Consider the following 26395-nt stretch of genomic DNA (forward strand, 5'->3'; position numbering starts at 1 on the left):
ATCGATAATACCGCATTATTACTAATGTTTTTAAAGTAGTATTTTTCTTTCTTTTTGTTGATAAATTTATAGTTATAAACATGAAATGGCATCAAGTATTAGACGATTATGTTAATTATTTAAAGATTGAAAGAGGACTTTCTCTAAATTCTATTAGCAGCTATTCTAGAGATATAAAAAAGCTAATTAGATTTCTAGAAGACAATAGCATATTAATATCACCAATTGATATTAATAAAACTGTTATTCAAGAGTTTATTTACCATATAGCAAAAGAAGTAAATGCTAGAAGTCAATCAAGAACAATTTCAGGATTACGAAGTTTTTTTGACTTTTTAATATTTGAAAATTATAGAGAGACAAATCCTTTAGAGCTTATTGAAGCTCCAAAAATTGGCAGAAAACTTCCAGACACCTTATCTGTAAGTGAAATTGATGTGATTATTTCTTCTATCGACTTATCAAAAGCACAAGGTGAACGCAACAGAGCAATTATCGAAACATTGTATAGTTGTGGATTACGTGTGAGCGAACTTATTAATTTAAAAATATCCGATTTGTTTTTTGATGAAGGTTTTATAAAAGTTACTGGTAAAGGAGACAAACAAAGGTTTGTTCCTATAGGAAACCTTACTCAAAAGTATATAAATATCTATAAAAACGAGGTTCGTACACATATTGCTATTCTTGAAGAACATCGTGATATTTTATTTTTAAATAGAAGAGGCAAACAACTAACACGAGCGATGATATTTACTATTGTAAAACAATTGGGTGAAAAAGCAGGAGTAAAAAAAACTATTTCACCACATACTTTTAGACATTCATTTGCGACACATTTATTAGAAAACGGTGCTGATTTAAGAGCGATACAGATTATGTTAGGTCATGAAAGCATTACGACTACCGAAATTTACATGCATGTTGATAAAAGTCATTTACGCAATGTTGTAGATAAGTTCCATCCTCGAAAATAAAAAAGCATCCAGATATGGATGCTCTTTAATTATATATTATCAATTTAATTACTTAGCAATATTGACAGCTCTAGTTTCTCTAATTACTGTAACTTTTACCTGACCTGGGTAAGTCATATCTGTTTGAATTTTTTGAGATATTTCAAACGATAGATTAGCTGCTTTTTCATCGGTTACTTTTTCACTCTCTACAATTACTCGAAGCTCTCTTCCTGCTTGAATTGCATAAGCTTTCTTTACTCCAGTAAAACCAAAAGCAATATCTTCTAAATCTTTTAAACGTTGTATATAAGAATCAAGTACTTGACGTCTTGCACCAGGACGTGCTCCTGAAATAGCATCACACACCTGAATTACTGGTGACAATAACGATTTCATTTCTATTTCGTCATGGTGAGCACCAATAGCGTTACACACTTCTTTATTCTCGCCGTATTTTTCAGCCCATTGCATTCCTAAAATAGCATGAGGTGTTTCCATATCAGCTTCGGCATCTGGCACTTTACCTATATCATGTAACAATCCTGCTCTCTTTGCAAGTTTTGGATTAATACCTAATTCAGCAGCCATAACTCCACAAAGCTTCGCAACTTCACGCGAGTGTTGCAGTAAGTTTTGACCATAAGAAGAACGATACTTCATACGACCTACCATTTTTATTAGTTCAGGATGTAGACCGTGAATTCCTAAATCAATAACTGTTCGCTTACCAACTTCTATTATCTCTTGTTCTATTTGTTTTTGTGTCTTTTTAACAATCTCTTCAATTCTAGCTGGGTGAATACGACCATCAGTAACCAATTTATGCAATGATAAACGAGCAATTTCACGTCTTACAGAATCGAAACATGATAATATGATAGCTTCAGGAGTATCATCAACAATAATTTCTACTCCAGTAGCAGCTTCAATGGCACGAATATTACGCCCTTCTCTACCAATGATACGTCCTTTTACGTCATCAGATTCTATATTAAATACAGATACACAATTATCAACTGCTTCTTCAGTACCAATACGTTGTATAGTATTTATTATAATCTTTTTAGCCTCTTGTTGCGCAGTTAACTTAGCTTCTTCCATTTTATCTTGCACATAAGCCATCGCATCATTTTTAGCTTCACCTTTTAAAGATTCAACTAATTGAGATTTTGCATCTTCGGCTGATAACCCAGAAATAACTTCTAGTTGTTGGATTTGGCTTTTATGAACTTTCTCAACTTCATTTTTTCGCTTTTCAAGACGCTCAATACGATAATCGTAGTCTTTTATCTTTTCTTCAATATCACTATTTAACTTTTTTTGCTTAGATAATTCTGAAGATATTTGAGATTCTTTATCTCGAGTTCTTTTTTCCGATTCAGCCATTTTTTTGTCTCTAGACAAAATAACCTTTTCATGTTCAGACTTTAACTCTATAAATTTTTCTTTTGCTTGAAGAATTTTATCTTTCTTTATTGATTCTCCTTCATGATTAGCTTCTTTAATAATGCTTAAAGCTTCCTTTTTTGCATTTTTTACTAGCTTAGAAGCGTTGCTTTTTTCGAGTGTTTTTGCAATAAAAAACCCAACTATTAGTCCTAATATAATTCCTCCAACAATTAATAAAATTGTGTTCGTTTCCATTTTGTTATGCTTAGTTTAATAATAAAAAAAGCCTACATCAGTTTTGTCTTGTATAAACTCCTTAAAAACAAGTTTAGGGCTAACAAGCTGATCAAGTATCTGTTTTATACTGAAACAAGTTCAATACATGCAGCACGCTTTTACAACTTCAACTCACCCTTTTTAAAGAATTAACGTTGAGTTTATCAAAAATTAACTAATGTAGGCAGTAACCTTATTTATTTTAAAGAACTTAAGAGATTAAACTCTCTTTTAAAAGCTTGTCCATAGCTATTAACTTATGTTCAACCTCTTCACTTAAATTATCTTCATCTATTTCTTTCTGTTCTGTTTGAGATGCAAATTGTAAAGCACACATGGCTAATACATCTTGCTTATCTCTAACGGAATAGCTTTGCTCAAATTGTTTAATCATAGCGTCAATTTTTTGAGCCGCTTTACGCAATCCTTCCTCTTGACTTGATTCAATAGTTAAAGGATATACTCTATTAGCTATAGATAGCTTTATTTTAAGCTTTTCAGACATTTAAAAACTATATTACACTACTCAGATAATTGAGATATACAATGATCAATTTCTCTAATTAATGCATTTATTTTGAGCTTCGTTTCTCTTTTACTCTCGTCACTGCCTAGTATAGAATTTGCAAACTTTAATGTTTCATATTTGTCTACCCAAGTAGCAACTTCTGCTTCTTGTTTAGATAATCTTTCTTGAGATATTGACAATTCTTCACTTAATTTAGCGTTTGTTTGCTTTAACACTTCTAGTTTATGCAATACTTTACTAATTCTATTCTCTAAAGAATCTACAATTGCCTCAATATTACTCATTTATCAAATTCAATACTAATTACACAAAGTTAACATACCAATAGTTAATTAGCAATAGATTTTGATTAAATTTTAAAATACATTAATTATCAAGTAGTTATGTTATATGGCATGTGTTTTGAATATACTTTGCAAATTAGTGACAAATTAATATTTTAGCAGTAATAACTTACTTATGAGAAAATCCCTCATCATTTTTTTTATTATACTATCGCAAATAACATTTGCCCAAAGCCCCTACCCACAAGATTATTTTAGAAATCCTTTGGATATCAATTTAGTATTATCTGGTACTTTTGCCGAATTGCGATCTAATCATTTTCATTCTGGTTTAGACATAAAAACTCAACAACGCGAAGGTTTAAAAGTGTATACTGCAGCAGCAGGCTATATAAGTAGGATTAAAATTTCACATTGGGGTTATGGTAAAGCATTATACATAACACATCCAAATGGCTATACAACGGTTTATGCCCATTTGCAAAAATTCGCTCCAAAAATAGAAGCCTATATAAAAAATTTCCAATACAAAAAAGAAAGTTTTGAGATTGAAGTATTTCCAAAAGTAACAGAATTATTAGTAGATACTGATGAAGTAATCGCTTATAGTGGCAATACAGGAGGTTCAGGTGGACCACACTTACATTACGAAATTAGAGACAACAAGGAACGTCCAATAAATCCAATGCTTTTTGGAGTTGATATAAAAGATAGTAGACAGCCAATGATACTTGGTTTATACGCATATCCTATAGGAGCAGATTCACATGTGAATAATACCAACCAAAAAACAAAATTAAGAATTGTACCAACTAATAATGGCGACTATACAACCGAAGCTATTGATGCTCATGGGAAAATAGGATTTGGTATAGTTACTTATGACCAACAAGATCATGCTGCTAATAAAAATGGTGTTAGTAACATACAAACGTTTTATAATGGCAATAAAAATTTTGAATTAAATTTTAAACGATTTTCCTTTAGCGAAACAAAGCATTTAAACCGCTTGATTGATTACGAACATTTTAAAGAAGAAAAGTCTAGAATTCAAAAGCTTTTTGTTGAACAAAACAATCCGCTTAGTATGTATAGTAATGTTATAGATGATGGCTATATCATTGCTGAAGACAGTACAGCATCAGTATACAAATTAAGGGTAAGTGATTTTAAAGGCAACGATATCTGGTTAACTATTCCAATTTCTGGTAAAAAAAGTAGTACTATTAAAAGAAAACCAAAAAAAACCACCGAACATTTTATTTACGCCAACCAAACTAATGTTTTAGAAAAAGATAACGTTTCAGTATATTTTCCTAGCAATACTTTCTATGATGACTTTTTTATTGATTTCGAGGTCGAAAATGATACATTAACATTACATGAGAGTACTATTCCTGCTCAAAAAAACTTTACCATTAGTTTTGATATTAGTCGATATCTAGAACAAGATAAAGACAAATTGTTTATAGCAAGAAAAATTGATTATAAAGACTTCGTAGCCTACTCTCCTACTAAAAGAAAAGGAAATATTTTAAGTAGTAGTACTAAAACACTTGGCACTTATACGTTAGCTACAGATGTTGAAGGTCCAAAAATAACTGCAGTAAATTTTCAAGAAGGAAAATGGCTAAGTAAGTACCGTTATTTAAAAGTAAAAATAACCGACGACATTTCAGGAGTAAAAAATTACAGAGCAACTATAAATGGCAAATGGATTTTAATGGAATATGATGCCAAAAAAAATAGCTTAGTTTATGATTTTAATGACAACATTATATTAGAAACAAAAAATAATTTAAAGATTATTGTTACCGATAATGTTGGAAATAGCTCTACATTTGAAGCAACATTTTTTAGAAAATAAAGACCTCTTGAAAATCAATTCTTTTTTATTACTCACTCTCTTTGTCCTATTACCACTTATAGGCTTTTCGCAAACAGCAACCTTAAAAGGTGTTATCCTTGATAAAAACAATTTCCCAATTCCAAATGTTAATATAAAAGCTAACAATAATGGCACTATTAGCAACGAGAATGGTTTTTATTTAATTAAAATTGAAGCAAATAAAGATGTTGTAGTAGAGTTTACACATTTAAACTTTAAAAAAATTGTAGCCACATTTAATTTAAAGAATGGTGAATCACTTGAGTTTAACCCAGTTTTAGATACGCAAGTAGAGCAAATAGAAACAGTAGTTATTACAAGTACTGAAAGAAATCGTGTTGAAGGCATAACCACTATAAAACCTGAAATAATAAGAACCATACAAGGCGCACAACCAGGTGTGGAAAATTTATTAAAAACACTTCCAGGAGTTAATATTTCTAATGAGTTAAGCACACAATATTCTGTTCGTGGTGGAAATTTTGATGAAAACCTAGTGTATGTAAACGAAATTGAAGTATATCGTCCTTTTCTTATACGTTCTGGGCAACAGGAAGGTTTGAGTTTTGTTAATACCGATTTAGTGCAAAACGTCGAATTTTCGGCTGGTGGTTTTCAAGCAAAATATGGTGACAAACTATCCTCAGTTTTAGATATAACATATCGAAGTCCTATCAAATTTGGTGTTAGTGCTGATTTAAGCTTATTAGGTGGAAGCGTTTCTGCAGAAGCTATTTCAAAAGACTCAAAATTTTCAGGTATTGTAGGTTTACGCTACCGTGATAACAGTTTATTAGTTGAGGCCAAAGAAACCGAAACCAACTATAAACCTAATTTTGCTGATGTTCAAACCTATCTTACCTATAAGTTTTCAGATAAATTTCATTTAAATTTCTTAGGAAACGCATCTATCAATAGCTACAATTATCAACCACAAACAAGGCAAACTAACTTTGGTACTCTTACTAATCCGCTAGCGCTTTTGGTATATTATGATGGTCAAGAAAAAGATAAATACCAAACCTATTTTGGTGCTTTTAAGGCAAATTATTTTGTGAGTGATGATTTGACATTAAAACTCATTGCATCACAATATCATACCACCGAAGAAGAATATTTTGACATTTTAGCTCAATACAGACTTGGGGAAGTAAATAGTAATATTGGAGATGAAAACCTCGGAGAGGTGGAATTTAGCGAAGGTATTGGTAGTCAATTAAATCATGCTCGTAACGATTTAGATGCACTCATCACAAATGTTGAACATAAAGGAAACTATAATTACAATGATAACCTTTTAGAATGGTCTATAAAATATACACACGAAGATATTAGAGACCGTATTGTAGAATGGGAAGTAATCGATTCAGCAGGTTTTTCAATTAATCCACCAAATATTGATAATTTCAATGAGCAACCTTACGAAGCGTATCAAGGTCCTTTAGTACCATTCCAAAATGTAAGAGCGACCAATAACACAAAAATTGACCGTTTACAAGCTTATGGACAATGGAGCAAGCGTGCCGAAATTGGCAACCATGAAGTCTTTTATAACGCTGGTGTTAGAACACATAGCTGGACAGTTAGTGGAAAAGGGATAGAAAGTAATTCTCAAATTGTATTTAGTCCAAGAGCGCAATTTGCTATAAAACCCGATTGGGAAAAAGATATGTTGTTTCGATTAAGTGGTGGTATGTATTACCAACCTCCTTTTTACCGTGAGTTAAGAGACAAAAATGGTGTAGTAAATCCAAATGTAAAGGTGCAAAAGTCAGTACATATTGTAATTGGTAATGAGTATAGTTTCAAGATATGGGAGCGTCCTTTTAAGCTAGTTTCAGAAGGGTATTATAAAAACATGAGTAATGTTAATCCTTATACTTTAGATAACGTTAGAATTCGCTATGAAGCCGATAACATTGCAAAAGCTTATGCTTACGGATTCGATTTTCGATTAAATGGTGAATTTGTTCCAGGTACTGAATCGTGGTTTAGCTTTGGCTATTTAAAAACTGAAGAAAATATTAACAATCAAGGTTATATTTCAAGACCAACAGACCAACGCTTAAAATTTGGTGTCTTATTTCAAGATTACATGCCTAATATTCCAGATTTAAAAATGTACTTAAACTTGGTATATAATACTGGAGTTCCTGGTGGTTCTCCAAGTTATGCAAACCCTTATGATTATCAAGAACGTTTACCAGATTATAAACGAGCAGATATTGGGCTATCGTATGTTATCATAAATAAAGACAAAACCTATTCTGGCTGGAAACAAAAATTTAAAGAATTGAGTGTAGGTTTTCAAATTTTTAACATGTTTGATGTGCAAAATTCCATAACTAATACTTGGGTAAGAGATGTGTATTCCAAGCGTCAATACTCTATTCCTAATTACTTAACACCAAGAGTGTTTAATGTAAGGATTGGTGTTCAGTTTTAACTTTTTAACCCTGTTTATTATTAAAAAACCACATAATTTACCTATTTCATCAATAAATTCATAGATTCAGCAGTAATGTTTACTGAACCTGTGTTGTTTTCAACCCAGACTTCTATATAATCATTTGGAGATAATTGCACTACTCCTGTAATTGTAATAGAACCTTTATCTGCTCCTGTTGCTATTTTTCTACCTTGTTTAGATTCAGGCAAGATTACTCCATTCTTAGCTATGTAAAAAGAATAATCTTGATTATTACTAGCAGATGTAACTGTTAATGCACAACTATAAGAAAAAAATCTCGTTTTTTCACCTACATAAGTTAACCTATTATCTATTAATGATTCTGTTCTAAAAAGATTTAAAGGACTAGTTGTTCCAGCTATCTTCACAGGGGTATTAACTGAAGTAATACTAGTTTCTATCGGTGCTGCAATGTATAAGTTTCCATCCGCAATCCAATCGGCTTCTAAGGGTATTCCTGGGCAATTAACAAACCAATCATTTGTAAAATTAAATCCAACATAGCTTCCAGTAGTATATCCATTAACATAAGTTCCAGCTCCAGCAAAAGCTACATTGAATAATGTCCCTTGAGCTACTGTTGGGTTGGAAGAAACATCAATTCCTACTCCAGAGCTAATATTAACATTCGAATTTGTTAACTGAACCTCATTAAATGTACCTAACATATTTAAAAAAGTACCACTATTACTAGCCGTCCATGTAAATAAAGTCATAAAATATGAATTTATGTTTGAAACTGTCAATCCTGAAGCATTACTAATAAATTGTCCTGTATTAAAAAAAACAATATTCAAACTACTTAAAGATCCAATAGAACTTGCACCTATAAAGTTAGTTGCTAAACAAATTAAATTTTCAGAGCCACTACCTGTAATATTAAATATAGGGTTTCCATTACCAAGTACAGTTAGTCTTTTTAAATTTCCACCTGTATTACCAGTAAATAAAGTTCCACCAGTACTATTTAATAGTCTATCTTCAACATTATCCTCTCCTTTTACATAAGCACCATTTAATTCAATAGGGAAGTCAATAGCAATAGTTCCATTAATCTCATATAAATAATTAGATGATAATAAATATTTTGAGCCTCCACCTGCCACCAATTCATCAGCTAAATCTGCAACACTCTTTACTAACTTATAATTATCTCTTTTAACTGCTCCTTTTAATTCTTCCCAACTTCCTCCATTAAAAAAATAAAAAGAATTAGAATCTATATCAAAAACTAATAAGCCTTTTGCTGGATTTGAAATAGCCAACCTCTGTGCTGTAGTCATTCGCGGAGCCAAAACCCCTTGAGTAGTAGATGTCATATCTAATATTGATGATGCATCAGGTGCTGAAGTCCCTATACCTATCTGTGCTGTAACGCTTATATTACTAAAAATAGTAATCAATAAAACTAGTAGTATTTTTTTGAAATTCATATTAGAAATTTTAGGTTAATTTTATTAGTGCTTATACTCAAATATAATAAAAAAAAAATCGATGAAAAGCAAAAATTACAGGATTAAATACTTAATTAGTTTGCTTTTACAAAAAAAACGAACTACTTTTATAATAACTAATGTGGATTTATTAACCTCGATTCTTCCAAAATTTTAATCATTATGATTTCAAATTTTAAAAAATTTGTGTTGTTATTTTTAGTGCCAACTCTTTATGTTAATGCACAAGACATTACCTTAACTGGAGGAGAATCTATAACTATATCTAATAACACCGTATTTAACATAAATGGCTTAGAATTAATCCCTAGTGCAAATTATACTTTAACCAGTCCAAACACTATTTCTAAATCTTCAACAGCTATAGATCCTCTTAGCATTGACAGAGTATATAATTTTGATAATTTAATTTCAAATTACCAAGGAAGAATTACTCTTTTCTATGAAGATTCTGAATTAAATGGAGCGACAGAAAGTGATCTTGTATTGCAAATAAAAGACGGAGCAAGTGCTTGGAATAAATATTCGGGAACTTTAGATACAACAAATAATTATTTGTTCTATGATTTTGCTGCTCCTATAAATTTAATATCTGTTACAGCTTCAAATAACATAACTCTCAATTCTGATAAATCAAATTTATTAGCAATAAAAGTTTACCCAAATCCTACAGCAGATTATATAATTATTGATACCAAATTAAGTATTGAAACAAGTATTTATAACATTTTAGGTCAAGAAGTAATTACTACAAATAATAAAGAAATAGATTTAACCAAATTAAATAGTGGCACCTATTTTTTATGGCTAAAAGACATAGCTTCTAAAAACTTAAACTCTTATAAAATAATTAAAAATTAAGAAGCTAAGAAATTAACTCCTTTAGAACGTCTACTAAATAATCTATCTCCTCCTTAGTATTATAAATACTAAATGAAAATCGAACTGATGTTTTTTTTAATTCTTCAGTACTAAGTATTTGTGAAAGCACATGCGAACTGGATGTTGCGCCACTTTGGCAAGCACTTCCTTTAGAACAAGCAATACCTTTTAAGTCTAATTGAAACAACAGCATAGCAGATTTTTCTTCTGATACTGGCAATCGCATATTAACCAAAGTATAAGTACTGTTTTCCATATCTCCCGAACAACCGTTAAATACAACATCTGGTAGTTCTTTAGATATTTTTGAAATAAAATACTCCTTTAAATCTTTTACATAAACACTTTCTTTTTCAAGATTAGAATACGCAAGTTTAAGTGATTCCCCTAACCCAACAATATTATGTACACTCTCTGTTCCAGCTCGAAAACCTCGCTCCTGCTCACCACCAAAAATTAATGGCTTCAATCCTGAGCCTTTTCTAATAAAACAAAAACCTACTCCTTTTGGTCCATGAAACTTATGTGCGCTTGCTGCTAAAAAATCAATAGGAATCTCTTGCAAATCTAAATTGTAATGTCCAACAGATTGCACTGTATCACTATGAAACAAGGCAGAATTGGCTTTGCATAAATTAGCAACACGAGAAATATCGAGTTTATTCCCAATTTCATTATTTATATGCATCAAAGTTACTAACTGTTTTTTATCAGATTGCAATAAGGACTCTAAATGATTATAATCTATCATACCATTAGAATCAATATTGACATTTTTAACAGTAATATTATACTCTTTTACAAGTTCATCAATCGTGTGCAAAATAGCATGATGTTCAATTTTTGATGTGATAATTTCAATAACACCCAAATCTCTTACAGCACTCCTAAGCACTAAATTATCGGCTTCAGTACCTCCAGATGTAAATACAATTTCTCCAGCAGACACCTTAAAATAAGATGCAATATTTTTTCTTATATTTTCAATTAAAGATTTAGATGATCTTCCAAAACTATGTGCAGATGAAGCATTTCCATAATTATTTTTTAATGAATTTGTTATAGCTTCAATGACCTCAGTACGTATTTGAGTTGTTGCAGCATTATCAAAATACACTTGCTTCATATTTTTTTATTTATAGCCACAAAAATACATTAAGTAAAATTATTCTCATTATGATTCGTTTTAAAATACAATCCTTTATTTTTGTCTTTAAACCCAATATAATGCGCAAATCGTTTTTTCTTTTATTAGCAGTAATCTTTATAATTACGTCATGTGATGATGGTGATATTATTACCATTGATTTAGAATTTGATAAAAACTTAAAGCTGTGCGGTGGTGAAAACAGTGAAAATTATGTGATTTATGCATTAAAAGAAAATGCTAACGAATCCTTAACCTTACTATTTCCTGTTAATGCTGAAAATAACTTGATTTTCAAGCCAACTGAAACCCCACATAGTGGTTCATTCAATATCAATAACAGTACAATTAGGTTTAATTATAGAACTTATAACGGCGATCCTGAAGAATTGATTTGCCAAGAAATCCCATCTTCTTCTATAGACATTATTAAAGATTATGAAGCCAACAGCGGAAGAGTAAACTATACATCAACTTTTGAAGACGATGCAGGAACTAGAACAGTCACTATAGAATTTAGTATTGAAAATTTAGACTTAGATGTCTTAAATTCTACAAATGAGGTTTTAGGCACATATACTTGGTCATTTACACTATAAAGTTAGTTCTGATAAATATATACCTCAGTAGCACCTAAACCGTACTTTTGATAATTAGCATCGTAAAACTTCATATTATCGTAATGCTTAAATAAGTATTCTAATTCTAGTTTTAGTACGCCTTCGCCTACGCCATGTATAAATACAATCTTTTGAATACGCTTACTCATAGCAAACTCTAATTGTCTTTTAGCAGTGTTTAGCTGTAATGTTAGTATATCATGGCTAGACATACCCTTAGTAGAATTGGTAAGTTGATGAATATGTAAATCAACTTCCATAGTAGGTTGAAATCGTTCCTTAGACTTTACTTTTTGAGTCTTTCTCTTTTTAGTTTCTTTTTGCGAAACAGCTTCACTAAATGATGTTTTAGAAAATAGCTTAGATTTTAAGCTATCACTTTGCCTTAAAACTAATTCGTTAACTAAAAATTCAAGTTCAAACCCTTCTGATGTACTTATAATAGCATTCTCATTATTAATTTTTACAACTCTGCCAACAATCGCTTCGTCTAAAACTTCTACTTCATCACCTACCTTAAACATTATTCTTCCTCTTCATGTTTAACAAAACTCTCATTATCAGTGATTTTTTTACTTGAAATACCTCGTGACAATCTGTACAACCCAGTCATTAATAACACAATACCTCCTACCAAGATATAAACATTCTGATTTTCTTCTGCTTGCGAATAAAGAGCTATTAAACCCCCTATTAAGATTAAAATTAAATTTACTAATCTGGACATAATTATTAATTAGTGATACTGTATTTTAGATTCTCTAAATTATGGTTTTTATTGAAAATAGCATCATAATATTACATAAAATAAGTCGATAAACGTGTGTTTTATATCGATGAAATACTGTTTTATTTAAAAATATATCTATATTTACAAGAAAATTAATCTCAAGCCTTCAAGGTTATGAAATGGAAAATATTACTTGTCATTTGCTTTATTTCAAAGTTTGCGTTTGCACAGCTTTCTGTGAGTGGTAATAACTACATATATGCTACAACCAGCGTTGCTGCTAATGATGTGTATATTTTTGTTGAAGATGATGTGAATCTAGAAGACACAAACTCTTATTTATACTTAAGAAACGATGCGCAATTATTACAAGGCACAGGAACAACAGGAAACTCTGGTGTTGGACAATTAAGTGCTTACCAAAATGGAACTACACATAATTATGCATATAACTATTGGTGTTCTCCTGTTGGAAATACAGACACAGACGATAATGCTAATAGAGCATTTAGACTCAACAACAACATATACGATGTAACTACTGCACCAATAACAAGTAGTTTAGCAACCTATACTACTGCATATGATGGGACTTCGAGTCCATTAGTAATATCAAATCGTTGGCTATATACTTATAGTCCGGGAACTACTAATAGTGAATGGAATTATATTGGTGATACAGGAAATGTTACTACTGGTTATGGTTTTACAATGAAGGGCACAAGCGGTTCAGGTAATAATCAACTTTATGATTTTCGCGGAAAACCAAATAATGGTACCATCAGTACAAATGTGTTAAATGGTGAATGGTCATTAATTGGAAATCCATATCCATCAGCTTTAGATGCTCTTGATTTTATCTACGATACTCAAAACCAAACATCCATTAATGGATCTTTATACTATTGGGAACAAGATTTAAGCGTCAACTCACACAATGTTGCCGACTATGCTGGTGGGTACGCATCATATACAATAACTTCTGACGGTGTAACCGAAACATATATTGACGCTACTTTTGATACTTACAACAGAGATGGCACAATCAATACTACAGGAGGAGCAAGAACAAGCCCAAAAACAGCAAGACGATATATTGCAATAGGTCAAGGGTTTATGGTTATTGGTACTGCAAATAGTACTGCAAGAACCCAGAATTCTCATAGACAATATTATAAACAATCTGATACTGATAGTGAATTTTTTAGAATTGCAAATTCAGACAAGAAAAAGAAGCTAGTCACTAATGCTATAATATATGATAATAGTGGTTTGCAAATCTTACCTAGCGAATACAAGCGTTTTAGATTAAATATTGATTTTAACGATGTCTATACAAGACAGATTTTACAAAATTTTCATCACACAGCAACAAATGGTTTCGACTATGGTTTAGAAATTGAAAGCCCTGAAGGAGTGAGTTCTGATGCACATTGGGTTTTAAATGACAAGCCTTACATAGCTCAAGCATTTAATTTTGATGAAGATTTAAAAATACCCTTAGTTGTAAATGTTAATAATGAAAACCAATTAATAAGATTTAGGATTCATGATGTTCAAAACTTTAATACTGGACAAACCATTTTCTTACATGATATTGAGACAGATACTTATGTGGATTTAACAAAGCAAAACTATGAACTAAATTTAGAGGTTGGCAATTACGCTAACCGATTTGAAATTACATTCACTAATAACTTCCTTGAAAATACTGAATCGGAATTAGACCAATTTGTAATTTTTCAAAACAATACAGAATCACTTCTAACTATATCGAATCCTAATAGTTTAAGCATAAATGATTTGGCATTATATGACGTGAGTGGAAAACAAATATTCCGTCATGAAAATTTATCACCTAATACAAAGCATGAATTTTCAACAGAGAATTTAAGTAATGGCGTTTATGTAGTTTCTGTTAAAATAAAAAACTACACTATTAATAAAAAGGTGATAATAAGCAACAAATAAAGAAATCTACATATACATTATAAAAAGAACTATCTGTTTAACGATAGTTCTTTTTACTTTTATTACAGATACTTTTTTAACTTTGAAAAACTTATTAAATTAAAATGCTATCTCCTGAAGATTATATGTTACCCTGCTTAAGTAAGAAATTACTAGGAATAGAATGCTTTGGCTGTGGGTTTCAAAGGTCATTGGTATTACTTTTTCAAGGAGACTTTATTGCAGCCTTTAAAATGTATCCAGGTATTTATCCGCTATTTCTATTAGGCATATTTATACTTCTAAATTTCTTTTTTAAAATTAAAAATTCTGAAAAAATTAAAATAACTTTAGTAGTTTTAAGCATTGTATTTATTGTAGCAAACTATATATTAAAAATAACCAACTAAATAGCATTATGGAAAAACAAAAACTCAACACCACTCTTATTTATATACTTTCAATCTTTGGATTTTTATGCTGTTGTATTTTGGGAGTTGGAGTCATACCTTCTGGAATTGCATTTTTTCTATCTAACAAGCAATTAAAGGAGGCATATGCAAATCCAGATAATTATGAAAATATTGAAGCAATGAAAACTGCAAAGATTGTAGCTTTAGTAGTTTTAATAATTAATGTATTGATGCTTATTAGAGTTGTTTATGTATTTTCTACAATAGGCTATGATGGCTTTATGGAACAGTACAATGAAGCTTTAGAGCAGTGGCAGCAGGCTCAATAATAATATAAAATCAATATGGAACAAATCAAACCACCAAGACCAGATAGTTATTTAGCTTTAGCAATTATTAGTACTATAATATGCTGCTTACCTTTAGGAATTGTTAGCATTGTTTATGCTACAAAGGTAAACAGTCTGTATGCTGACGGCAATTACGACGAAGCGATCAGAGCTTCAAAAAATGCAAAAACTTGGGGACTAGTTTCTGTTGCTGTTGCAGTTGTTGGTTTCCTTATTTATATACTAATTTTTGGAGTTGCTCTTTTTGGAGCAATGAGTAATGGTAATTTCTAAACTAAAATTATCAATAATTATAATTGGAGTGCTTACGTTTTTTGGAATGTTAGCACTTTATATTTTTTGGAATCCCTCAGAAACAAATATTTTTCCTAAATGTCCAGTTTATGGAGTGACAGGTATTTATTGCCCAGGTTGTGGTAGCCAACGAGCTGCACATCAAATTTTAAACGGAAACATTATTGAAGGTATAAGACACAATTATTTAATTGCTCTACTAGGATTAGTACTAGCATATCAAGCCTTTATGTTCATAATGAATAATGTATTACAAAAAGGAATCGTTAATTTATTACATAAGCCTAAAGTTACATTGAGTATTCTTGTAATTGTGATACTATTTTGGATTTTAAGAAACATCAACTTATTCCCTTTTACTGAATTGGCTCCATAAAAAAAGCGACCATTAGGTCGCTTTTTTACGAATATTTATATTAAAATAATGAGGCTCCAACAATAGCAAGCAAAAACATTATGAGATATAAACTAATAATAACTATTGCAAAAATACCTATAAACTTATAATGAGATTTTAAATTAGAAAATGCTGATTCAAAATCATCATTCTCATTTGCATGTAATGCTCTTTTCATTTTTCTTGAAAATTTATATAAATAATAAACTGGAAAGAAATATATAAGTGCTATAATCACATAGAATGCTCCCATTCCTGCTGTGTATCCTAATTGATAAGCAGGTGAATCACCTAAAGTTGCCATGATAGTCCCAAATAATAATCCTACCACAACCATTAATCCAATACCAATAAAACCAATTATTGATAAGAAGAAAGACCATTTAGCAATTTCATTTAAAAAACGCTTAACATTAGTTGATATATTTAGTTCAAAATTGTCAAAAGCAGACGGGTTATTTTCCATAAAAGTTTATTTAGTTTTCAAACTCTTTAAGAGTTTTAGTAATAATACTCACACAATCTAGCAACTGCTCTTCAGTCATTACTAAAGGTGGTGCAAAACGAATAATATTTCCATGTGTAGGTTTTGCTAGCAACCCATTGTCACGTAGCTTTAAACATATATTCCAAGCCGTATCACTGTCTTCATCATCATTAATAACAATAGCATTAAGTAAGCCTTTACCACGTACTAAAGTTACCAAATCTGTTGTTTCAATATACTTGTTTAATTCAGCTCTAAAAACCTTACCTAAAAATTCAGCATTTTCAGTAAGTTTTTCTTCTTTTACAACTTCTAAAGCTGCAATAGCTACAGCTGCAGCTACAGGGTTTCCTCCATAAGTACTACCATGATTCCCAGGTCTAATAACATTCATAATCTCGTTATTTGCTAACACAGCAGATACTGGATAAATCCCACCACTTAATGCTTTTCCTAAAACCAAAATATCTGGTTTTACATTTTCATGATCTACTGCAAGCATTCTTCCTGTTCTTGCTATTCCTGTTTGTACTTCATCAGCAATAAATAATACATTATATTTTTCACATAATGCTTTTGCTTTTGCTAAATACCCTTCACTAGGCACATAAACTCCAGCTTCTCCTTGAATTGGCTCTACTAAAAACCCAGCAATATCACTTGAGCTCTCTAAAGTTTCCTCTAAAGCTTGAAGATTATCATATTCAATTTTAATAAATCCATCGGTATATGGTCCAAAGTTTTTACGAGCAACTGGATCGTTAGAAAACGATATTATTGTCGTTGTTCTTCCGTGAAAGTTGTTTTTACAAACAATAATCTTTGCCTTATTAGTATCTATACCTTTAACCTCGTAAGCCCATTTTCTACAAACTTTTAAAGCAGTTTCAACTGCTTCAGCTCCAGTGTTAATTGGTAATACTTTGTCGAAACCAAAATATTCGGTAACATATTTTTCATATTTACCTAACATGTCGTTGTAAAACGCACGAGATGTTAATGTAAGTGTTTGCGATTGCTTTGTTAAAGCTTCAACAATTTTTGGGTGACAATGCCCTTGATTTACAGATGAGTAAGCCGATAAGAAATCGTAATATTGCTTACCTTCTACGTCCCAAACATGCACACCTTCTCCTCTACTCAATACTACTGGAAGTGGATGGTAATTTTGTGCACCATACTTGTTTTCTAATGCCATCGCTTCTTGCGATGAAATGTGGTCTAAAACAGCCATTTTAATAAATTTTAATTAGTAAAAAAATAACCATTCCTTATCTACCTTTATCCTTTCGAGGTGTCGAAAATTCAGCGTGGGAAAGAAATCATCCCTAAAAGGCTTGCAAATTACTAAATATAAGCTGCTTCTAAAAATGTTCTTTTAGTTTTTTGCTGCTAGTGATGAAATCTGTAACTCTAATCGCTTAATTTCTCTTATAATTGCATTTTTATCCATTTGCATCCAAACAAACATTTTTAACATACTAACTATTAACATACAAAATGTTCCAATAAGAGCCCATTTAATAAGTTCGTTTGTAACATCTGTATTAAAAAATTGGATCATACAATACACAAATACTATAAAAACAAATACAGTTACTATATTCATCATAAGCATGATCCATTTATTCTTTCCTTTAAAAGTCCCAAGAACCATTTGAAAAATATTTTGCTCTTCTAATTCATCATAGAATTTTGCTTCTTCTTGTGTTAATGTCTCTTTTATTAACTTGTCTATGTCTTCCATATTAGTTTTCATAATAAAATTTATTTTATTGTTCCCACGAAAGTGGGAAACTGTTAATATTTATCCTTTGTGTTTTTTAATACTTTTTTTTAATTTTTCTCTTGCATGAAAGAGTCTTGATTTTACTGTTCCTGCTTTAATGTTTAACAACTTAGAGATGTCATTTAGCGGTAGTTCTTCTAAGTAAAATAGTTTTACTACGTATTGTTGATCTGTTGGTAATTCTAAAATAGCACTATAAAGTTTCTTCTTAAGATTTAACCTTTCGTCATAAGGCTCATCTATTATATCAGTTTCTTGCTTAAAAGCATTCCCTACTTTTCTCTCTTTTTGCCTTTTCCTTAATGCATCAATAGACTTTGTATGCACAATTCTTAATGCCCAACCACCAAAACTTTGAGGATCTCTTATATCTTCTAACTTATCTATAATAGTTCTCCAACTATCTTGCGCAACATCTTTAGCTTCATCTGCATCTTTAACAATATAAAATGCTTTCGTGCAAAACTTTTTATGCCAACGTTTTACCAATGCGGCTAGAGCCATTTTATTTCCAGATTGGTAATCTAGAATTAAAAGTCCGTCTCTTTCTTTTTCGGTTTGGCTCATTAAATGGTCTCTTTACATAATAGACGTAAAAACCCAAAACAGGTTCAATTTTTACTGAAGTTCTATAAAGATAGTTGAAATTTGTTCGAGTTACAGGATGCTTTCTTATTTTTGCCGCATGGCAAGAAAAAACAAAAAACAGGTTTTTACAAATTTAGAAGTTATTGATGCTGGAGCAAAAGGCAAAACAGTGGCAAAAGCACCAGATGGGAAAGTCGTGTTTTTATCAAATGCCGTTCCTGGGGATGTAGTTGATGTGCAAACTTTTAAAAAGCGAAAAGCTTATTATGAAGGGAAAGCCATTGCTTTTCATAAGCTGTCTGATAAGAGAACAGAGCCAAAGTGCGAACATTTTGGAACCTGTGGTGGCTGTAAATGGCAACACATGAGTTACGACAACCAATTATTCTACAAGCAAAAAGAAGTTACCAATAACTTAACACGTATTGGACATATTGAATTGCCAGAAGTAACACCTATTTTAGGTTCAAAAGAGCAATATTTCTACAGAAATAAAATGGAATTCTCATTTAGTGATAGTCGTTGGTTAACACTTGAAGAAATAAATTCTGATAAAGATTTAGGTGATAAAAATGCACTTGGTTTTCATATTCCTGGAATGTGGGACAAAATTTTGGATGTAAAAAAATGTTGGTTGCAAGCAGATCCATCAAATGCTATTAGAAATTCAGTTAAACAGTTTGCCATAGATAATAATCTAGAGTTTTTCAATACTCGTAACCAAACAGGACTTTTACGTACTATGATGATTCGTACAACTAGTACTGGAGAAATCATGATTTTAGTCCAATTTTTTAAAGAAGATGTTGAAAAACGTATATTATTACTAGACTATTTAAAGACTACCTTTCCAGAAATCACTTCTTTACAATACGTCATTAACGGAAAAGCTAATGATACCATCTATGATCAAGAAATTATTTGTTATCATGGACGCGACCATATTTTTGAAGAGATGGAAGGCTTAAAATTCAAAATAAATGCTAAATCATTTTATCAAACAAATTCTGATCAAGCTTACGAGCTTTACAAAATTACTAGAGACTTTGCTAGATTAACAGGAAACGAATTAGTGTACGATTTATATACAGGAACAGGAACTATTGCGCAATTTGTAGCTAAAAAAGCAGAAAAAGTGGTTGGTGTTGAAGCTGTTCCAGACGCAATTACTGCTGCTAAGGAGAATGCACAATTAAACAACATAGATAACGTTGAGTTTTATGTTGGTGATATGAAAAACGTATTTAACCAAGAATTTATAAATACACATGGACAGCCAGACGTCATTATTACAGACCCTCCAAGAGATGGTATGCATAAAGATGTGGTTAAACAAATACTAAACATTTCGCCAGAAAGAATTGTTTATGTAAGTTGCAATAGTGCAACCCAAGCTAGAGATTTGGCTTTAATGGACACTATGTATAAAGTAATAAAAACGCAGGCAGTAGATATGTTTCCACAAACTTTTCATGTAGAAAATGTTGTACTTTTGGAAAAGCGAAAATAGATTTAAATGAAAAAACAATCCCTATTCATTCTATTCTTAATGCTCACAATGTTTGCTTGTGAAAAAGATGATATTTGCTCTGAAGCTACTGCTACAACACCTCAGCTAGTGATTCGATTCTACGATGCACTTATTCCAGAAGACACAAAATCTATTTCTGGTTTATTTGTGTATGGTATTAATGATGCAGACGAAACAGTATTTTTTAAAAATATTACAATAGGCACTAAAGATTCCATAGCTATTCCTTTAAGAACGGATAGTAATATGACAAAGTTAGTTTTCCATAAAGATTTAGTAGATACAGATGATTTATTAGTTGGAAATCCTGATACTGTAGATGTAAGTTACGAAAGAAAAGACATATATGTATCACGTGCTTGTGGTTATAAAGCGACGTTCACCAATTTAGGAGCTGTTTTAACACCTGATGCTGACAATTGGATAATAAATATTACTATCGAAAATAACACCATAGACAATGAAAATGCAGCGCACATTAACATATATCACTAGTATTTTTGCTGTACTGCTGATGACATTTTCAGTAAGCGCACAAGACGACAGCGTCGCAAACGACTCCATTCGTTATGCTCAAAAATATGGCTTACGCTTAGGTGGCGATGTAAGCAAGCTAGTGAGATCGTTTGTTGATGATGATTATACAGGCTTTGAAATTAATGGTGATTATCGTTTGTCTAAAAATCTTTACATAGCAGGAGAGTTAGGAACCGAAGAAAAAACTACAGAAAGTGATTACCTAAACGCAACCGCTCAAGGAAGCTATTTTAAAGGAGGTATAGACTTTAACTTATACGATAATTGGTTTGGTATGGAAAACATGATTTATAGTGGTTTTCGTGCTGGGTTTGGCACATTTAACCAAACTATAAATAGTTATACCATTTTTGATACCAATGGGCAGCCTTGGGGAAACCAAACAACTGTTACAGATGGTACAAAACAAAGTGGTTTAACAGCTATTTGGGGAGAATTAATTCTTGGTGTTAAAGCCGAAACACTAAATAATTTGTATGTTGGGTTTAATATCCAGTTAAAAGGTCGCATTACTGAGACTGAACCAAATAACTTTGAAAACCTTTACATTCCTGGATTTGGGCGCACATATGATAGTGGAAACTTTAGTGTGAGTTTTGGTTATAACGTTTCCTACCTTATTCCTTTGTTTAAGAAGGATAAATAATTATAAACTTTATTTGAAAACTTTTCGAAACCAAACAAAACAAAGCATTGACTTTTTAACTTTAAAAAGTTAACTTCGTTTAACGACTGGTATAAGTCATTAAAACGACGTCATATCACAAAAGTTAAACGAAACTCTCATCTTTTTAACATTCCAAACTGACATTTATCATAGTAATTCCTTTAGAGTTTAAAGACCTTTATTTCTATAAAACATCAATCTTTAAATTCCAAAACTATGAAAACTTTAAAAACACTTGGTATTATCTTTCTCCTTACGCTTTATGGCTGCGCTTCTACAGAAGCTGTATTGTCTGAGTTTGATGAAAGCGTAGACTTTGAAACTTATGATACGTTTGTATTATGTATAGATGATTTGTTTGTTGAGAATACAAAATATCCAAATCACGATAATAATAAAGTACGTGAACTCATAGGAAATGCCGTAGAAAACGAAATGATTAATAGAGGGCACAAAACAAATGTTATGGATCCACAATTACAAGCTGGTTTTAAATTACTGGTAGAAGAAAAAGAAGCCACTTTTTACGACTGTAAAGAACAAGACGAATACAGTTATTGGTCTGAATGCACTATAAACACTACTATTTATACAGAAGAAACTTTGGTAGTTTATGTGTCTGATTTTGAGAAAAATCAAATAATTTGGCAAGCATCAATAACTTGTGATATGAGTCGCTACAACAAAAAATTGCCTAGTTATGTAAACGAATTGGTAGAAACCCTATTTAAAGAATATCCAAAAGTAGATGGCGCATTATAAAAACTTAAGGCTATAAGCTAAATGTTTGTAGCCTTATTGCTTTTTAGCTTTTTTACTACCTTCATACATCTCGTACTTAACTAAGCGCGCTTCAAGCTTCGCATTAAACACTTTAATTTTACGTGACGGTCTCAGTCCAACAAATTTTAAACCTTCTAAGTTAGACGTAATGAACCATGCATGAGTTCCTGGATAACCATGCTTTAAAGTAGTGCCAATATCTCCATAGAATTCTTCTACATTCAAGCTTTCTAAACGCTCACCATAAGGAGGATTAAATACCATATGTAAATGCTCCTCACCTGCTTTTTGAGTTTTAAAAAAATCTTCATGCTTCACTTTAATAAAGTCCTCTAAATTGGCACTTTTAATATTATCCTGTGCTTTTCTAACCGCCGAAGGAGATTTATCATAGCCAATCATTTTATAATGAAAATCTCGTGTTTTTGATAACAAGGATTCTTCAATTTTCTCAAATAATTCAACATCCCAATCTTGCCAACGTTCAAACGCAAATTCTTTTCGCATTAAATTTGGCGGAATATTACACGCAATCATCGCTGCTTCAATTAAAATGGTACCACTACCACACATTGGATCCATAAAATCTGTTTGCCCATCCCAACCAGACAACATTATTAATCCTGCTGCCAACACTTCATTTATCGGTGCAATATTTGTAGCAGTCTTGTAACCACGTCTATGTAACGACTCACCAGAACTATCTAAAGACACTGTACATAATTGTCTATCAATATGCACATTAATCTTTAAATCTGGAAAACGTAAATCTACATTAGGTCTAGTTCCTTTTGTGTCCCTAAACTTATCTACAATAGCATCTTTAGTTTTTAAAGCAATGTACTTAGAATGTGTAAAAACGGTAGAATGCACAGTCGCATCGATAGCCAAAGAACCATTTTCAGACAAGTACTTATCCCAAGGCATTTTATAAACTTGGTTATATAAATCTTGCTCATTTGTAACTCTAAAGTTTTTTATGGGTTTTAAAATCTTAATAGCTGTTCGTAAGGCTAAGTTTGCCTTATACATAAAGCCTGTATCTCCAACAAAACTGACATTGCGCACACCAATTTTTACATCTTGTGCACCTAAGTTTCTAAGTTCTTTTGCTAAAAGCTCTTCAAAACCAAATAAGGTTTTGGCTACTATTTTAAAATTATTCTCCATATACTAATTAAATCTTAGACCAAGTTCATTTTGTATTAATTGAAACAACTCTTAGGTTATCAAATAAAATTTAATACTCAAATCTCGCTTAGCGAGCAAATAGATTGCAAAAATACTTTATTTTTGTTGCGACACACATTAATGCATGACAAAAGACACGAAAGATTGGTACTCATCATGGTTTGATACATCCTTCTACCATATTTTGTATAAACATAGAGATGATAATGAAGCTCACTCCTTTATGGAAAACCTCACAAGTTATCTCAATATCCCTGAAAATAGCTCCATTCTAGATCTAGCTTGTGGTAAAGGCCGTCATGCGGTGTATTTAAATAGCATTGGTTATGATGTGACTGGAATAGATCTATCAGAAAAAAGTATTGCGTTTGCCAAACAATTTGAAAACGATACTTTGCATTTTGATGTACATGATATGCGTGAAGCCTATACTAAACAATTTAATACTGTTTTTAATTTGTTTACAAGTTTTGGTTTCTTTGATGATGACAAAGATGATCTAGATACTATTAAAGCAATTAAAGCGAATTTAAAAGAAAATGGTATTGGTGTTATCGACTTTTTAAATGCCGATTTTGTTGTAAATAATTTAGTGAAAGAAAATACTAAAACTATTGATGGTATTGATTTTAATTTGAAACGTTATGTTGAAAATGGCTTTATTATAAAAGATATTTCGTTTATATCTGATGGAAAACCATACCATTACCAAGAGTTAGTAAAAGCATTAACACTTGAAGATTTTGAAAAGATGTTTGAGAAGGCAAATATTCAGTTATTGGATGTCTTTGGCGACTATAAACTCAATAAATTTAATAAACATAGCTCAGAACGCTTAATCATGATTTTTATGTAATTATGAATAAATATCTATTTCCCATATATGCAGTCATTTTAGGGTTTATAATTGTGAAACTCACAAAAAACAAACCCATAAAAAATATAAAACTATTACTAGCTTTTAGTGGTGCTTTTTTAATGTCACTAACTTTTTTCGATTTACTACCAGAAGTTTATGAACACTTAGAGGCCAAAAAAACTGGCTTGTTTATAATGATTGGAGTTCTCTTTCAAATATTCTTGGAATTCTTTTCAAAAGGTGCTGAGCATGGTCATGTGCATATTCATAAAAATAGTCATACCTTTCCTTGGCTACTTTTTATTAGTCTATGCATTCATGCATTTTTAGAAGGCTTTCCAATTCACCAACATAACGATATGGTTTATGGTGTTTTAATTCATAAAATACCAATCGCAATACTTATCACTACTTATCTATTTCAATCAAATTACAAAACATACCAAATCATTATGTTTTTAACTTTGTTTGGGTTAATGACACCACTTGGAACCATTGTTTCAAATAATGTTGAATTAATTCCTGGGCTATTAACGCATATAAATGCTGTAGTAATTGGTATCTTTTTACATATTTCGACCACTATTTTATTTGAAAGTAGCGAAGGCCATAAATTTAATTTAAACAAGCTACTAGCAATTGTTTTTGCAGTAGTTGTTGCGTATTTGATTTAATGTTTAGTAAAGAAGAATCCAGATTAATACGCCAAGAATTTTGGACAAGCTTTGGAAAATCATTTCCTAGAAAATGGATTTTATATAACACCAAAATAAAAGGACTCTTCTTTAAATTTTACTTCGATACCAAAAAAGCCTTTATAACTTTAGATTTAGAAGACGACCTAGAGAATCGTGTGAATTGCTGGGAAAAACTAACGGCATTAAAAAGTATTCTACATGACGATTATTTACCTGACGCCATTTACGAAGAAGAATTTTATCTAGATAACGGTAAAGAAATATCACGTATCTATGTCCCTTTAAATCAAAAAGTATCTATTCACAATAAAAATACTTGGAGAGATACCATGGCGTTTTTTAATGAGAAAATGAACTTGTTTGAAGCTTTTTTTGAGGAATATAGAGATGTGATTAAAAGTTAATCTTTCAAAATAATCTTATCTAATTTCTCTTCAACTATTTCACCATTTACAAGTGATACGTAATAGCAATTTCGTTCTTCACCCATAGAAACTACTTTAAAAGGTTTGCCATTTTTAAAAATAATTCCAGCTTGATTATCCATAGCATAACCAGCTTCAAAAATGCCGTTTTTTATGTTTTTTTCATATAATGGTCTTCGGAATTCCTCACCATCGTAGTGCGGACTATGGCTATAAGGCAAAAAGCCTAAACCTTCCACAACACTCAATTCTATTGGTCTGGAATCAGTTGTGCCATTGTCAAACCAACATAGCGAGCCTGCACTACCTCCTGCTAATACAATGCCTTTTTCTAATGCTTTCTTTAAAACTTTATCGATACCTTGTGCTTTCCATATAGCCATCATATTGAGTGTATTTCCACCACCAACAACAATAGCATCCATCCCTAATAGAAATTCTTCAAACGTATATTTTTGTCTGTACGAGCTTATCCAAACACGCTGCACATAAGGTTCAACTTCAAGGTCGTTAACCAATTCGTACCATCTAATTATTCCACTCTCTCTATCACCTGAAGCTGTTGGTAAAAAGCAGATTTTTGGTTTCTCCTTTCCAGTGAGCTTAATGATTTCTTTAATGAATGCTTTACTTGGTCCACTTCCATAAGGAAAAATATATTGATCTTGGCTAAAAGCGAATCCTGTCATAAAAAAAGAGACAAGACAAAAAATGATAAATCTTTTCATGAGTTGATATATTGGTTGGTTGTTTTTTTGATGTTCTACCAAATGTAATTTTTTATCCCTTCAAAATCAATTAATTACTT

Annotated in this window: 30 protein-coding genes and 1 other RNA gene; 17 read left to right on the plus strand and 14 right to left on the minus strand. The window is 31.2% G+C overall.

Annotation, left to right across the window (positions count from 1 at the left end; all coding sequences use genetic code 11):
• Positions 1–80: 80 nt before the first annotated feature.
• Positions 81–977, plus strand: a complete 897-nt coding sequence (xerD, locus tag ABGB03_RS07970) for a site-specific tyrosine recombinase XerD (protein ID WP_347926341.1) — start codon at positions 81–83, stop codon at positions 975–977.
• 48 nt (positions 978–1025) lie between these two features.
• Here xerD and rny read toward each other — a convergent pair whose 3' ends face one another.
• From rny to ABGB03_RS07990, 4 genes are all read right to left on the minus strand, one after another.
• Positions 1026–2603 (minus strand): ribonuclease Y, encoded by a 1578-nt coding sequence (rny, locus tag ABGB03_RS07975; RefSeq protein WP_347926342.1) that lies wholly within the window; start codon positions 2601–2603, stop codon positions 1026–1028.
• Positions 2604–2657: 54 nt separating this feature from the next.
• Positions 2658–2785, minus strand: a non-coding RNA gene (gene ssrS, locus ABGB03_RS07980) — 6S RNA.
• A gap of 50 nt (positions 2786–2835) precedes the next feature.
• Positions 2836–3129 (minus strand): cell division protein ZapA, encoded by a 294-nt coding sequence (locus tag ABGB03_RS07985; RefSeq protein WP_347926344.1) that lies wholly within the window; start codon positions 3127–3129, stop codon positions 2836–2838.
• 17 nt (positions 3130–3146) lie between these two features.
• On the minus strand, positions 3147–3437 hold the full coding sequence (locus ABGB03_RS07990; protein WP_347926346.1) for a hypothetical protein: 291 nt from the start codon (positions 3435–3437) through the stop codon (positions 3147–3149).
• 175 nt (positions 3438–3612) lie between these two features.
• Between ABGB03_RS07990 and ABGB03_RS07995 the strand changes: the two genes are divergently transcribed.
• Positions 3613–5304, plus strand: a complete 1692-nt coding sequence (locus ABGB03_RS07995; RefSeq protein ID WP_347926348.1) for a M23 family metallopeptidase — start codon at positions 3613–3615, stop codon at positions 5302–5304.
• On the plus strand, positions 5258–7771 hold the full coding sequence (locus tag ABGB03_RS08000) for a carboxypeptidase-like regulatory domain-containing protein (RefSeq protein WP_347926349.1): 2514 nt from the start codon (positions 5258–5260) through the stop codon (positions 7769–7771). The genes ABGB03_RS07995 and ABGB03_RS08000 overlap by 47 nt, the downstream gene beginning before the upstream one ends.
• Before the next feature lie 41 nt (positions 7772–7812).
• Here ABGB03_RS08000 and ABGB03_RS08005 read toward each other — a convergent pair whose 3' ends face one another.
• Positions 7813–9228: a cell wall anchor protein gene (locus tag ABGB03_RS08005; RefSeq protein WP_347926351.1), complete on the minus strand. Its 1416-nt coding sequence runs from the start codon at positions 9226–9228 to the stop codon at positions 7813–7815.
• Positions 9229–9411: 183 nt separating this feature from the next.
• Here ABGB03_RS08005 and ABGB03_RS08010 point away from each other — a divergent pair, with 183 nt between their 5' ends.
• Complete coding sequence (locus ABGB03_RS08010) at positions 9412–10110, plus strand: T9SS type A sorting domain-containing protein (RefSeq protein ID WP_347926353.1); 699 nt, start codon at positions 9412–9414, stop codon at positions 10108–10110.
• Between the two features lie 4 nt (positions 10111–10114).
• Here ABGB03_RS08010 and ABGB03_RS08015 read toward each other — a convergent pair whose 3' ends face one another.
• Positions 10115–11257 carry a cysteine desulfurase family protein gene (locus ABGB03_RS08015; protein WP_347921679.1) on the minus strand — a complete coding sequence of 381 codons (1143 nt, stop codon included), beginning with the start codon at positions 11255–11257 and terminating at the stop codon, positions 10115–10117.
• Positions 11258–11358: 101 nt separating this feature from the next.
• Here ABGB03_RS08015 and ABGB03_RS08020 point away from each other — a divergent pair, with 101 nt between their 5' ends.
• Positions 11359–11877, plus strand: coding sequence for a hypothetical protein (locus ABGB03_RS08020; protein ID WP_347921681.1), 519 nt, complete (start codon positions 11359–11361; stop codon positions 11875–11877).
• 2 nt (positions 11878–11879) lie between these two features.
• On the opposite strand, the gene ABGB03_RS08025 is transcribed toward ABGB03_RS08020, so the two are convergent.
• Together ABGB03_RS08025 and ABGB03_RS08030 are read right to left on the minus strand one after the other, a co-directional pair.
• Positions 11880–12422 carry a Smr/MutS family protein gene (locus ABGB03_RS08025; RefSeq protein ID WP_347921683.1) on the minus strand — a complete coding sequence of 181 codons (543 nt, stop codon included), beginning with the start codon at positions 12420–12422 and terminating at the stop codon, positions 11880–11882.
• Positions 12422–12625, minus strand: a complete 204-nt coding sequence (locus ABGB03_RS08030) for a hypothetical protein (RefSeq protein WP_347921685.1) — start codon at positions 12623–12625, stop codon at positions 12422–12424. The genes ABGB03_RS08025 and ABGB03_RS08030 overlap by 1 nt, the downstream gene beginning before the upstream one ends.
• A gap of 177 nt (positions 12626–12802) precedes the next feature.
• On the opposite strand from ABGB03_RS08030, the gene ABGB03_RS08035 reads away from it, so the two are divergent.
• From ABGB03_RS08035 to ABGB03_RS08055, 5 genes are all read left to right on the plus strand, one after another.
• Positions 12803–14599 carry a T9SS type A sorting domain-containing protein gene (locus ABGB03_RS08035; protein ID WP_347921687.1) on the plus strand — a complete coding sequence of 599 codons (1797 nt, stop codon included), beginning with the start codon at positions 12803–12805 and terminating at the stop codon, positions 14597–14599.
• A 125-nt stretch (positions 14600–14724) separates the two neighbouring features.
• Entirely contained in the window at positions 14725–14988 is a 264-nt protein-coding gene (locus tag ABGB03_RS08040) for a DUF2752 domain-containing protein (protein WP_347926399.1), read from the plus strand.
• An 8-nt stretch (positions 14989–14996) separates the two neighbouring features.
• Positions 14997–15320 (plus strand): CCC motif membrane protein, encoded by a 324-nt coding sequence (locus ABGB03_RS08045; RefSeq protein WP_347921689.1) that lies wholly within the window; start codon positions 14997–14999, stop codon positions 15318–15320.
• Positions 15321–15335: 15 nt separating this feature from the next.
• Positions 15336–15614, plus strand: coding sequence for a CD225/dispanin family protein (locus ABGB03_RS08050; protein WP_347921691.1), 279 nt, complete (start codon positions 15336–15338; stop codon positions 15612–15614).
• 28 nt (positions 15615–15642) lie between these two features.
• Positions 15643–16011, plus strand: a complete 369-nt coding sequence (locus tag ABGB03_RS08055; protein WP_347921692.1) for a DUF2752 domain-containing protein — start codon at positions 15643–15645, stop codon at positions 16009–16011.
• A 40-nt stretch (positions 16012–16051) separates the two neighbouring features.
• Here ABGB03_RS08055 and ABGB03_RS08060 read toward each other — a convergent pair whose 3' ends face one another.
• The 4 genes from ABGB03_RS08060 to ABGB03_RS08075 form a co-directional block, all read right to left on the minus strand.
• Entirely contained in the window at positions 16052–16498 is a 447-nt protein-coding gene (locus ABGB03_RS08060) for a hypothetical protein (protein ID WP_347921694.1), read from the minus strand.
• Between the two features lie 10 nt (positions 16499–16508).
• Complete coding sequence (gene rocD / locus ABGB03_RS08065) at positions 16509–17753, minus strand: ornithine--oxo-acid transaminase (protein ID WP_347921696.1); 1245 nt, start codon at positions 17751–17753, stop codon at positions 16509–16511.
• A gap of 144 nt (positions 17754–17897) precedes the next feature.
• Positions 17898–18278, minus strand: coding sequence for a DUF6768 family protein (locus ABGB03_RS08070; protein WP_347921698.1), 381 nt, complete (start codon positions 18276–18278; stop codon positions 17898–17900).
• 48 nt (positions 18279–18326) lie between these two features.
• Positions 18327–18875: a sigma-70 family RNA polymerase sigma factor gene (locus ABGB03_RS08075; RefSeq protein ID WP_347921700.1), complete on the minus strand. Its 549-nt coding sequence runs from the start codon at positions 18873–18875 to the stop codon at positions 18327–18329.
• 118 nt (positions 18876–18993) lie between these two features.
• On the opposite strand from ABGB03_RS08075, the gene rlmD reads away from it, so the two are divergent.
• The 4 genes from rlmD (at position 18994) to ABGB03_RS08095 (ending at position 22393) form a co-directional block, all read left to right on the plus strand.
• Complete coding sequence (gene rlmD, locus ABGB03_RS08080) at positions 18994–20406, plus strand: 23S rRNA (uracil(1939)-C(5))-methyltransferase RlmD (RefSeq protein WP_347921702.1); 1413 nt, start codon at positions 18994–18996, stop codon at positions 20404–20406.
• 6 nt (positions 20407–20412) lie between these two features.
• The gene (locus ABGB03_RS08085; RefSeq protein WP_347921704.1) at positions 20413–20922 is read left to right on the plus strand and encodes a DUF6452 family protein; all 510 of its coding nucleotides are present in this window, start codon (positions 20413–20415) and stop codon (positions 20920–20922) included.
• Positions 20894–21610, plus strand: a complete 717-nt coding sequence (locus tag ABGB03_RS08090) for a DUF6048 family protein (RefSeq protein ID WP_347921706.1) — start codon at positions 20894–20896, stop codon at positions 21608–21610. The genes ABGB03_RS08085 and ABGB03_RS08090 overlap by 29 nt, the downstream gene beginning before the upstream one ends.
• 237 nt (positions 21611–21847) lie before the next feature.
• On the plus strand, positions 21848–22393 hold the full coding sequence (locus ABGB03_RS08095; protein ID WP_347921708.1) for a DUF4136 domain-containing protein: 546 nt from the start codon (positions 21848–21850) through the stop codon (positions 22391–22393).
• A gap of 33 nt (positions 22394–22426) precedes the next feature.
• On the opposite strand, the gene ABGB03_RS08100 is transcribed toward ABGB03_RS08095, so the two are convergent.
• Positions 22427–23584: a THUMP domain-containing protein gene (locus ABGB03_RS08100; RefSeq protein WP_347921710.1), complete on the minus strand. Its 1158-nt coding sequence runs from the start codon at positions 23582–23584 to the stop codon at positions 22427–22429.
• A 145-nt stretch (positions 23585–23729) separates the two neighbouring features.
• Between ABGB03_RS08100 and ABGB03_RS08105 the strand changes: the two genes are divergently transcribed.
• From ABGB03_RS08105 to ABGB03_RS08115, 3 genes are read left to right on the plus strand one after another with little or no spacing between them, the layout of a single operon-like run.
• The gene (locus ABGB03_RS08105) at positions 23730–24461 is read left to right on the plus strand and encodes a class I SAM-dependent methyltransferase (RefSeq protein WP_347921712.1); all 732 of its coding nucleotides are present in this window, start codon (positions 23730–23732) and stop codon (positions 24459–24461) included.
• Positions 24462–24463: 2 nt separating this feature from the next.
• Positions 24464–25138, plus strand: coding sequence for a ZIP family metal transporter (locus tag ABGB03_RS08110; RefSeq protein WP_347921714.1), 675 nt, complete (start codon positions 24464–24466; stop codon positions 25136–25138).
• Complete coding sequence (locus ABGB03_RS08115) at positions 25138–25566, plus strand: DUF4268 domain-containing protein (RefSeq protein ID WP_347921716.1); 429 nt, start codon at positions 25138–25140, stop codon at positions 25564–25566. The genes ABGB03_RS08110 and ABGB03_RS08115 overlap by 1 nt, the downstream gene beginning before the upstream one ends.
• Here ABGB03_RS08115 and ABGB03_RS08120 read toward each other — a convergent pair.
• Positions 25563–26315: a peptidase E gene (locus tag ABGB03_RS08120; protein WP_347921718.1), complete on the minus strand. Its 753-nt coding sequence runs from the start codon at positions 26313–26315 to the stop codon at positions 25563–25565. The genes ABGB03_RS08115 and ABGB03_RS08120 overlap by 4 nt on opposite strands.
• Between the last annotated feature and the right edge of the window lie 80 nt (positions 26316–26395).

The organism is Pontimicrobium sp. SW4, from assembly GCF_039954625.1.
Lineage (GTDB): Bacteria > Bacteroidota > Bacteroidia > Flavobacteriales > Flavobacteriaceae > Pontimicrobium.

Excerpts from the sequence above, each read along its gene's own strand:
- ABGB03_RS08030 (WP_347921685.1), bottom strand. The coding sequence starts at position 12,625 with ATGTCCAGATTAGTAAATTTAATTTTAATCTTAATAGGGGGTTTAATA.
- ABGB03_RS08045 (WP_347921689.1), top strand. The coding sequence starts at position 14,997 with ATGGAAAAACAAAAACTCAACACCACTCTTATTTATATACTTTCAATC.
- ABGB03_RS08005 (WP_347926351.1), bottom strand. The coding sequence starts at position 9,228 with ATGAATTTCAAAAAAATACTACTAGTTTTATTGATTACTATTTTTAGT.
- ABGB03_RS08100 (WP_347921710.1), bottom strand. The coding sequence starts at position 23,584 with ATGGAGAATAATTTTAAAATAGTAGCCAAAACCTTATTTGGTTTTGAA.
- ABGB03_RS08075 (WP_347921700.1), bottom strand. The coding sequence starts at position 18,875 with ATGAGCCAAACCGAAAAAGAAAGAGACGGACTTTTAATTCTAGATTAC.
- xerD (WP_347926341.1), top strand. The coding sequence starts at position 81 with ATGAAATGGCATCAAGTATTAGACGATTATGTTAATTATTTAAAGATT.
- ABGB03_RS07985 (WP_347926344.1), bottom strand. The coding sequence starts at position 3,129 with ATGTCTGAAAAGCTTAAAATAAAGCTATCTATAGCTAATAGAGTATAT.
- ABGB03_RS07990 (WP_347926346.1), bottom strand. The coding sequence starts at position 3,437 with ATGAGTAATATTGAGGCAATTGTAGATTCTTTAGAGAATAGAATTAGT.
- ABGB03_RS07995 (WP_347926348.1), top strand. The coding sequence starts at position 3,613 with ATGAGAAAATCCCTCATCATTTTTTTTATTATACTATCGCAAATAACA.
- ABGB03_RS08050 (WP_347921691.1), top strand. The coding sequence starts at position 15,336 with ATGGAACAAATCAAACCACCAAGACCAGATAGTTATTTAGCTTTAGCA.
- ABGB03_RS08105 (WP_347921712.1), top strand. The coding sequence starts at position 23,730 with ATGACAAAAGACACGAAAGATTGGTACTCATCATGGTTTGATACATCC.
- ABGB03_RS08120 (WP_347921718.1), bottom strand. The coding sequence starts at position 26,315 with ATGAAAAGATTTATCATTTTTTGTCTTGTCTCTTTTTTTATGACAGGA.
- ABGB03_RS08040 (WP_347926399.1), top strand. The coding sequence starts at position 14,725 with ATGTTACCCTGCTTAAGTAAGAAATTACTAGGAATAGAATGCTTTGGC.
- ABGB03_RS08090 (WP_347921706.1), top strand. The coding sequence starts at position 20,894 with ATGCAGCGCACATTAACATATATCACTAGTATTTTTGCTGTACTGCTG.
- ABGB03_RS08025 (WP_347921683.1), bottom strand. The coding sequence starts at position 12,422 with ATGTTTAAGGTAGGTGATGAAGTAGAAGTTTTAGACGAAGCGATTGTT.
- ABGB03_RS08010 (WP_347926353.1), top strand. The coding sequence starts at position 9,412 with ATGATTTCAAATTTTAAAAAATTTGTGTTGTTATTTTTAGTGCCAACT.
- ABGB03_RS08060 (WP_347921694.1), bottom strand. The coding sequence starts at position 16,498 with ATGGAAAATAACCCGTCTGCTTTTGACAATTTTGAACTAAATATATCA.
- ABGB03_RS08035 (WP_347921687.1), top strand. The coding sequence starts at position 12,803 with ATGAAATGGAAAATATTACTTGTCATTTGCTTTATTTCAAAGTTTGCG.
- ABGB03_RS08000 (WP_347926349.1), top strand. The coding sequence starts at position 5,258 with ATGTTGGAAATAGCTCTACATTTGAAGCAACATTTTTTAGAAAATAAA.
- rocD (WP_347921696.1), bottom strand. The coding sequence starts at position 17,753 with ATGGCTGTTTTAGACCACATTTCATCGCAAGAAGCGATGGCATTAGAA.
- rny (WP_347926342.1), bottom strand. The coding sequence starts at position 2,603 with ATGGAAACGAACACAATTTTATTAATTGTTGGAGGAATTATATTAGGA.
- ABGB03_RS08110 (WP_347921714.1), top strand. The coding sequence starts at position 24,464 with ATGAATAAATATCTATTTCCCATATATGCAGTCATTTTAGGGTTTATA.
- ABGB03_RS08015 (WP_347921679.1), bottom strand. The coding sequence starts at position 11,257 with ATGAAGCAAGTGTATTTTGATAATGCTGCAACAACTCAAATACGTACT.
- ABGB03_RS08115 (WP_347921716.1), top strand. The coding sequence starts at position 25,138 with ATGTTTAGTAAAGAAGAATCCAGATTAATACGCCAAGAATTTTGGACA.
- ABGB03_RS08095 (WP_347921708.1), top strand. The coding sequence starts at position 21,848 with ATGAAAACTTTAAAAACACTTGGTATTATCTTTCTCCTTACGCTTTAT.
- ABGB03_RS08020 (WP_347921681.1), top strand. The coding sequence starts at position 11,359 with ATGCGCAAATCGTTTTTTCTTTTATTAGCAGTAATCTTTATAATTACG.
- ABGB03_RS08085 (WP_347921704.1), top strand. The coding sequence starts at position 20,413 with ATGAAAAAACAATCCCTATTCATTCTATTCTTAATGCTCACAATGTTT.
- ABGB03_RS08070 (WP_347921698.1), bottom strand. The coding sequence starts at position 18,278 with ATGAAAACTAATATGGAAGACATAGACAAGTTAATAAAAGAGACATTA.
- rlmD (WP_347921702.1), top strand. The coding sequence starts at position 18,994 with ATGGCAAGAAAAAACAAAAAACAGGTTTTTACAAATTTAGAAGTTATT.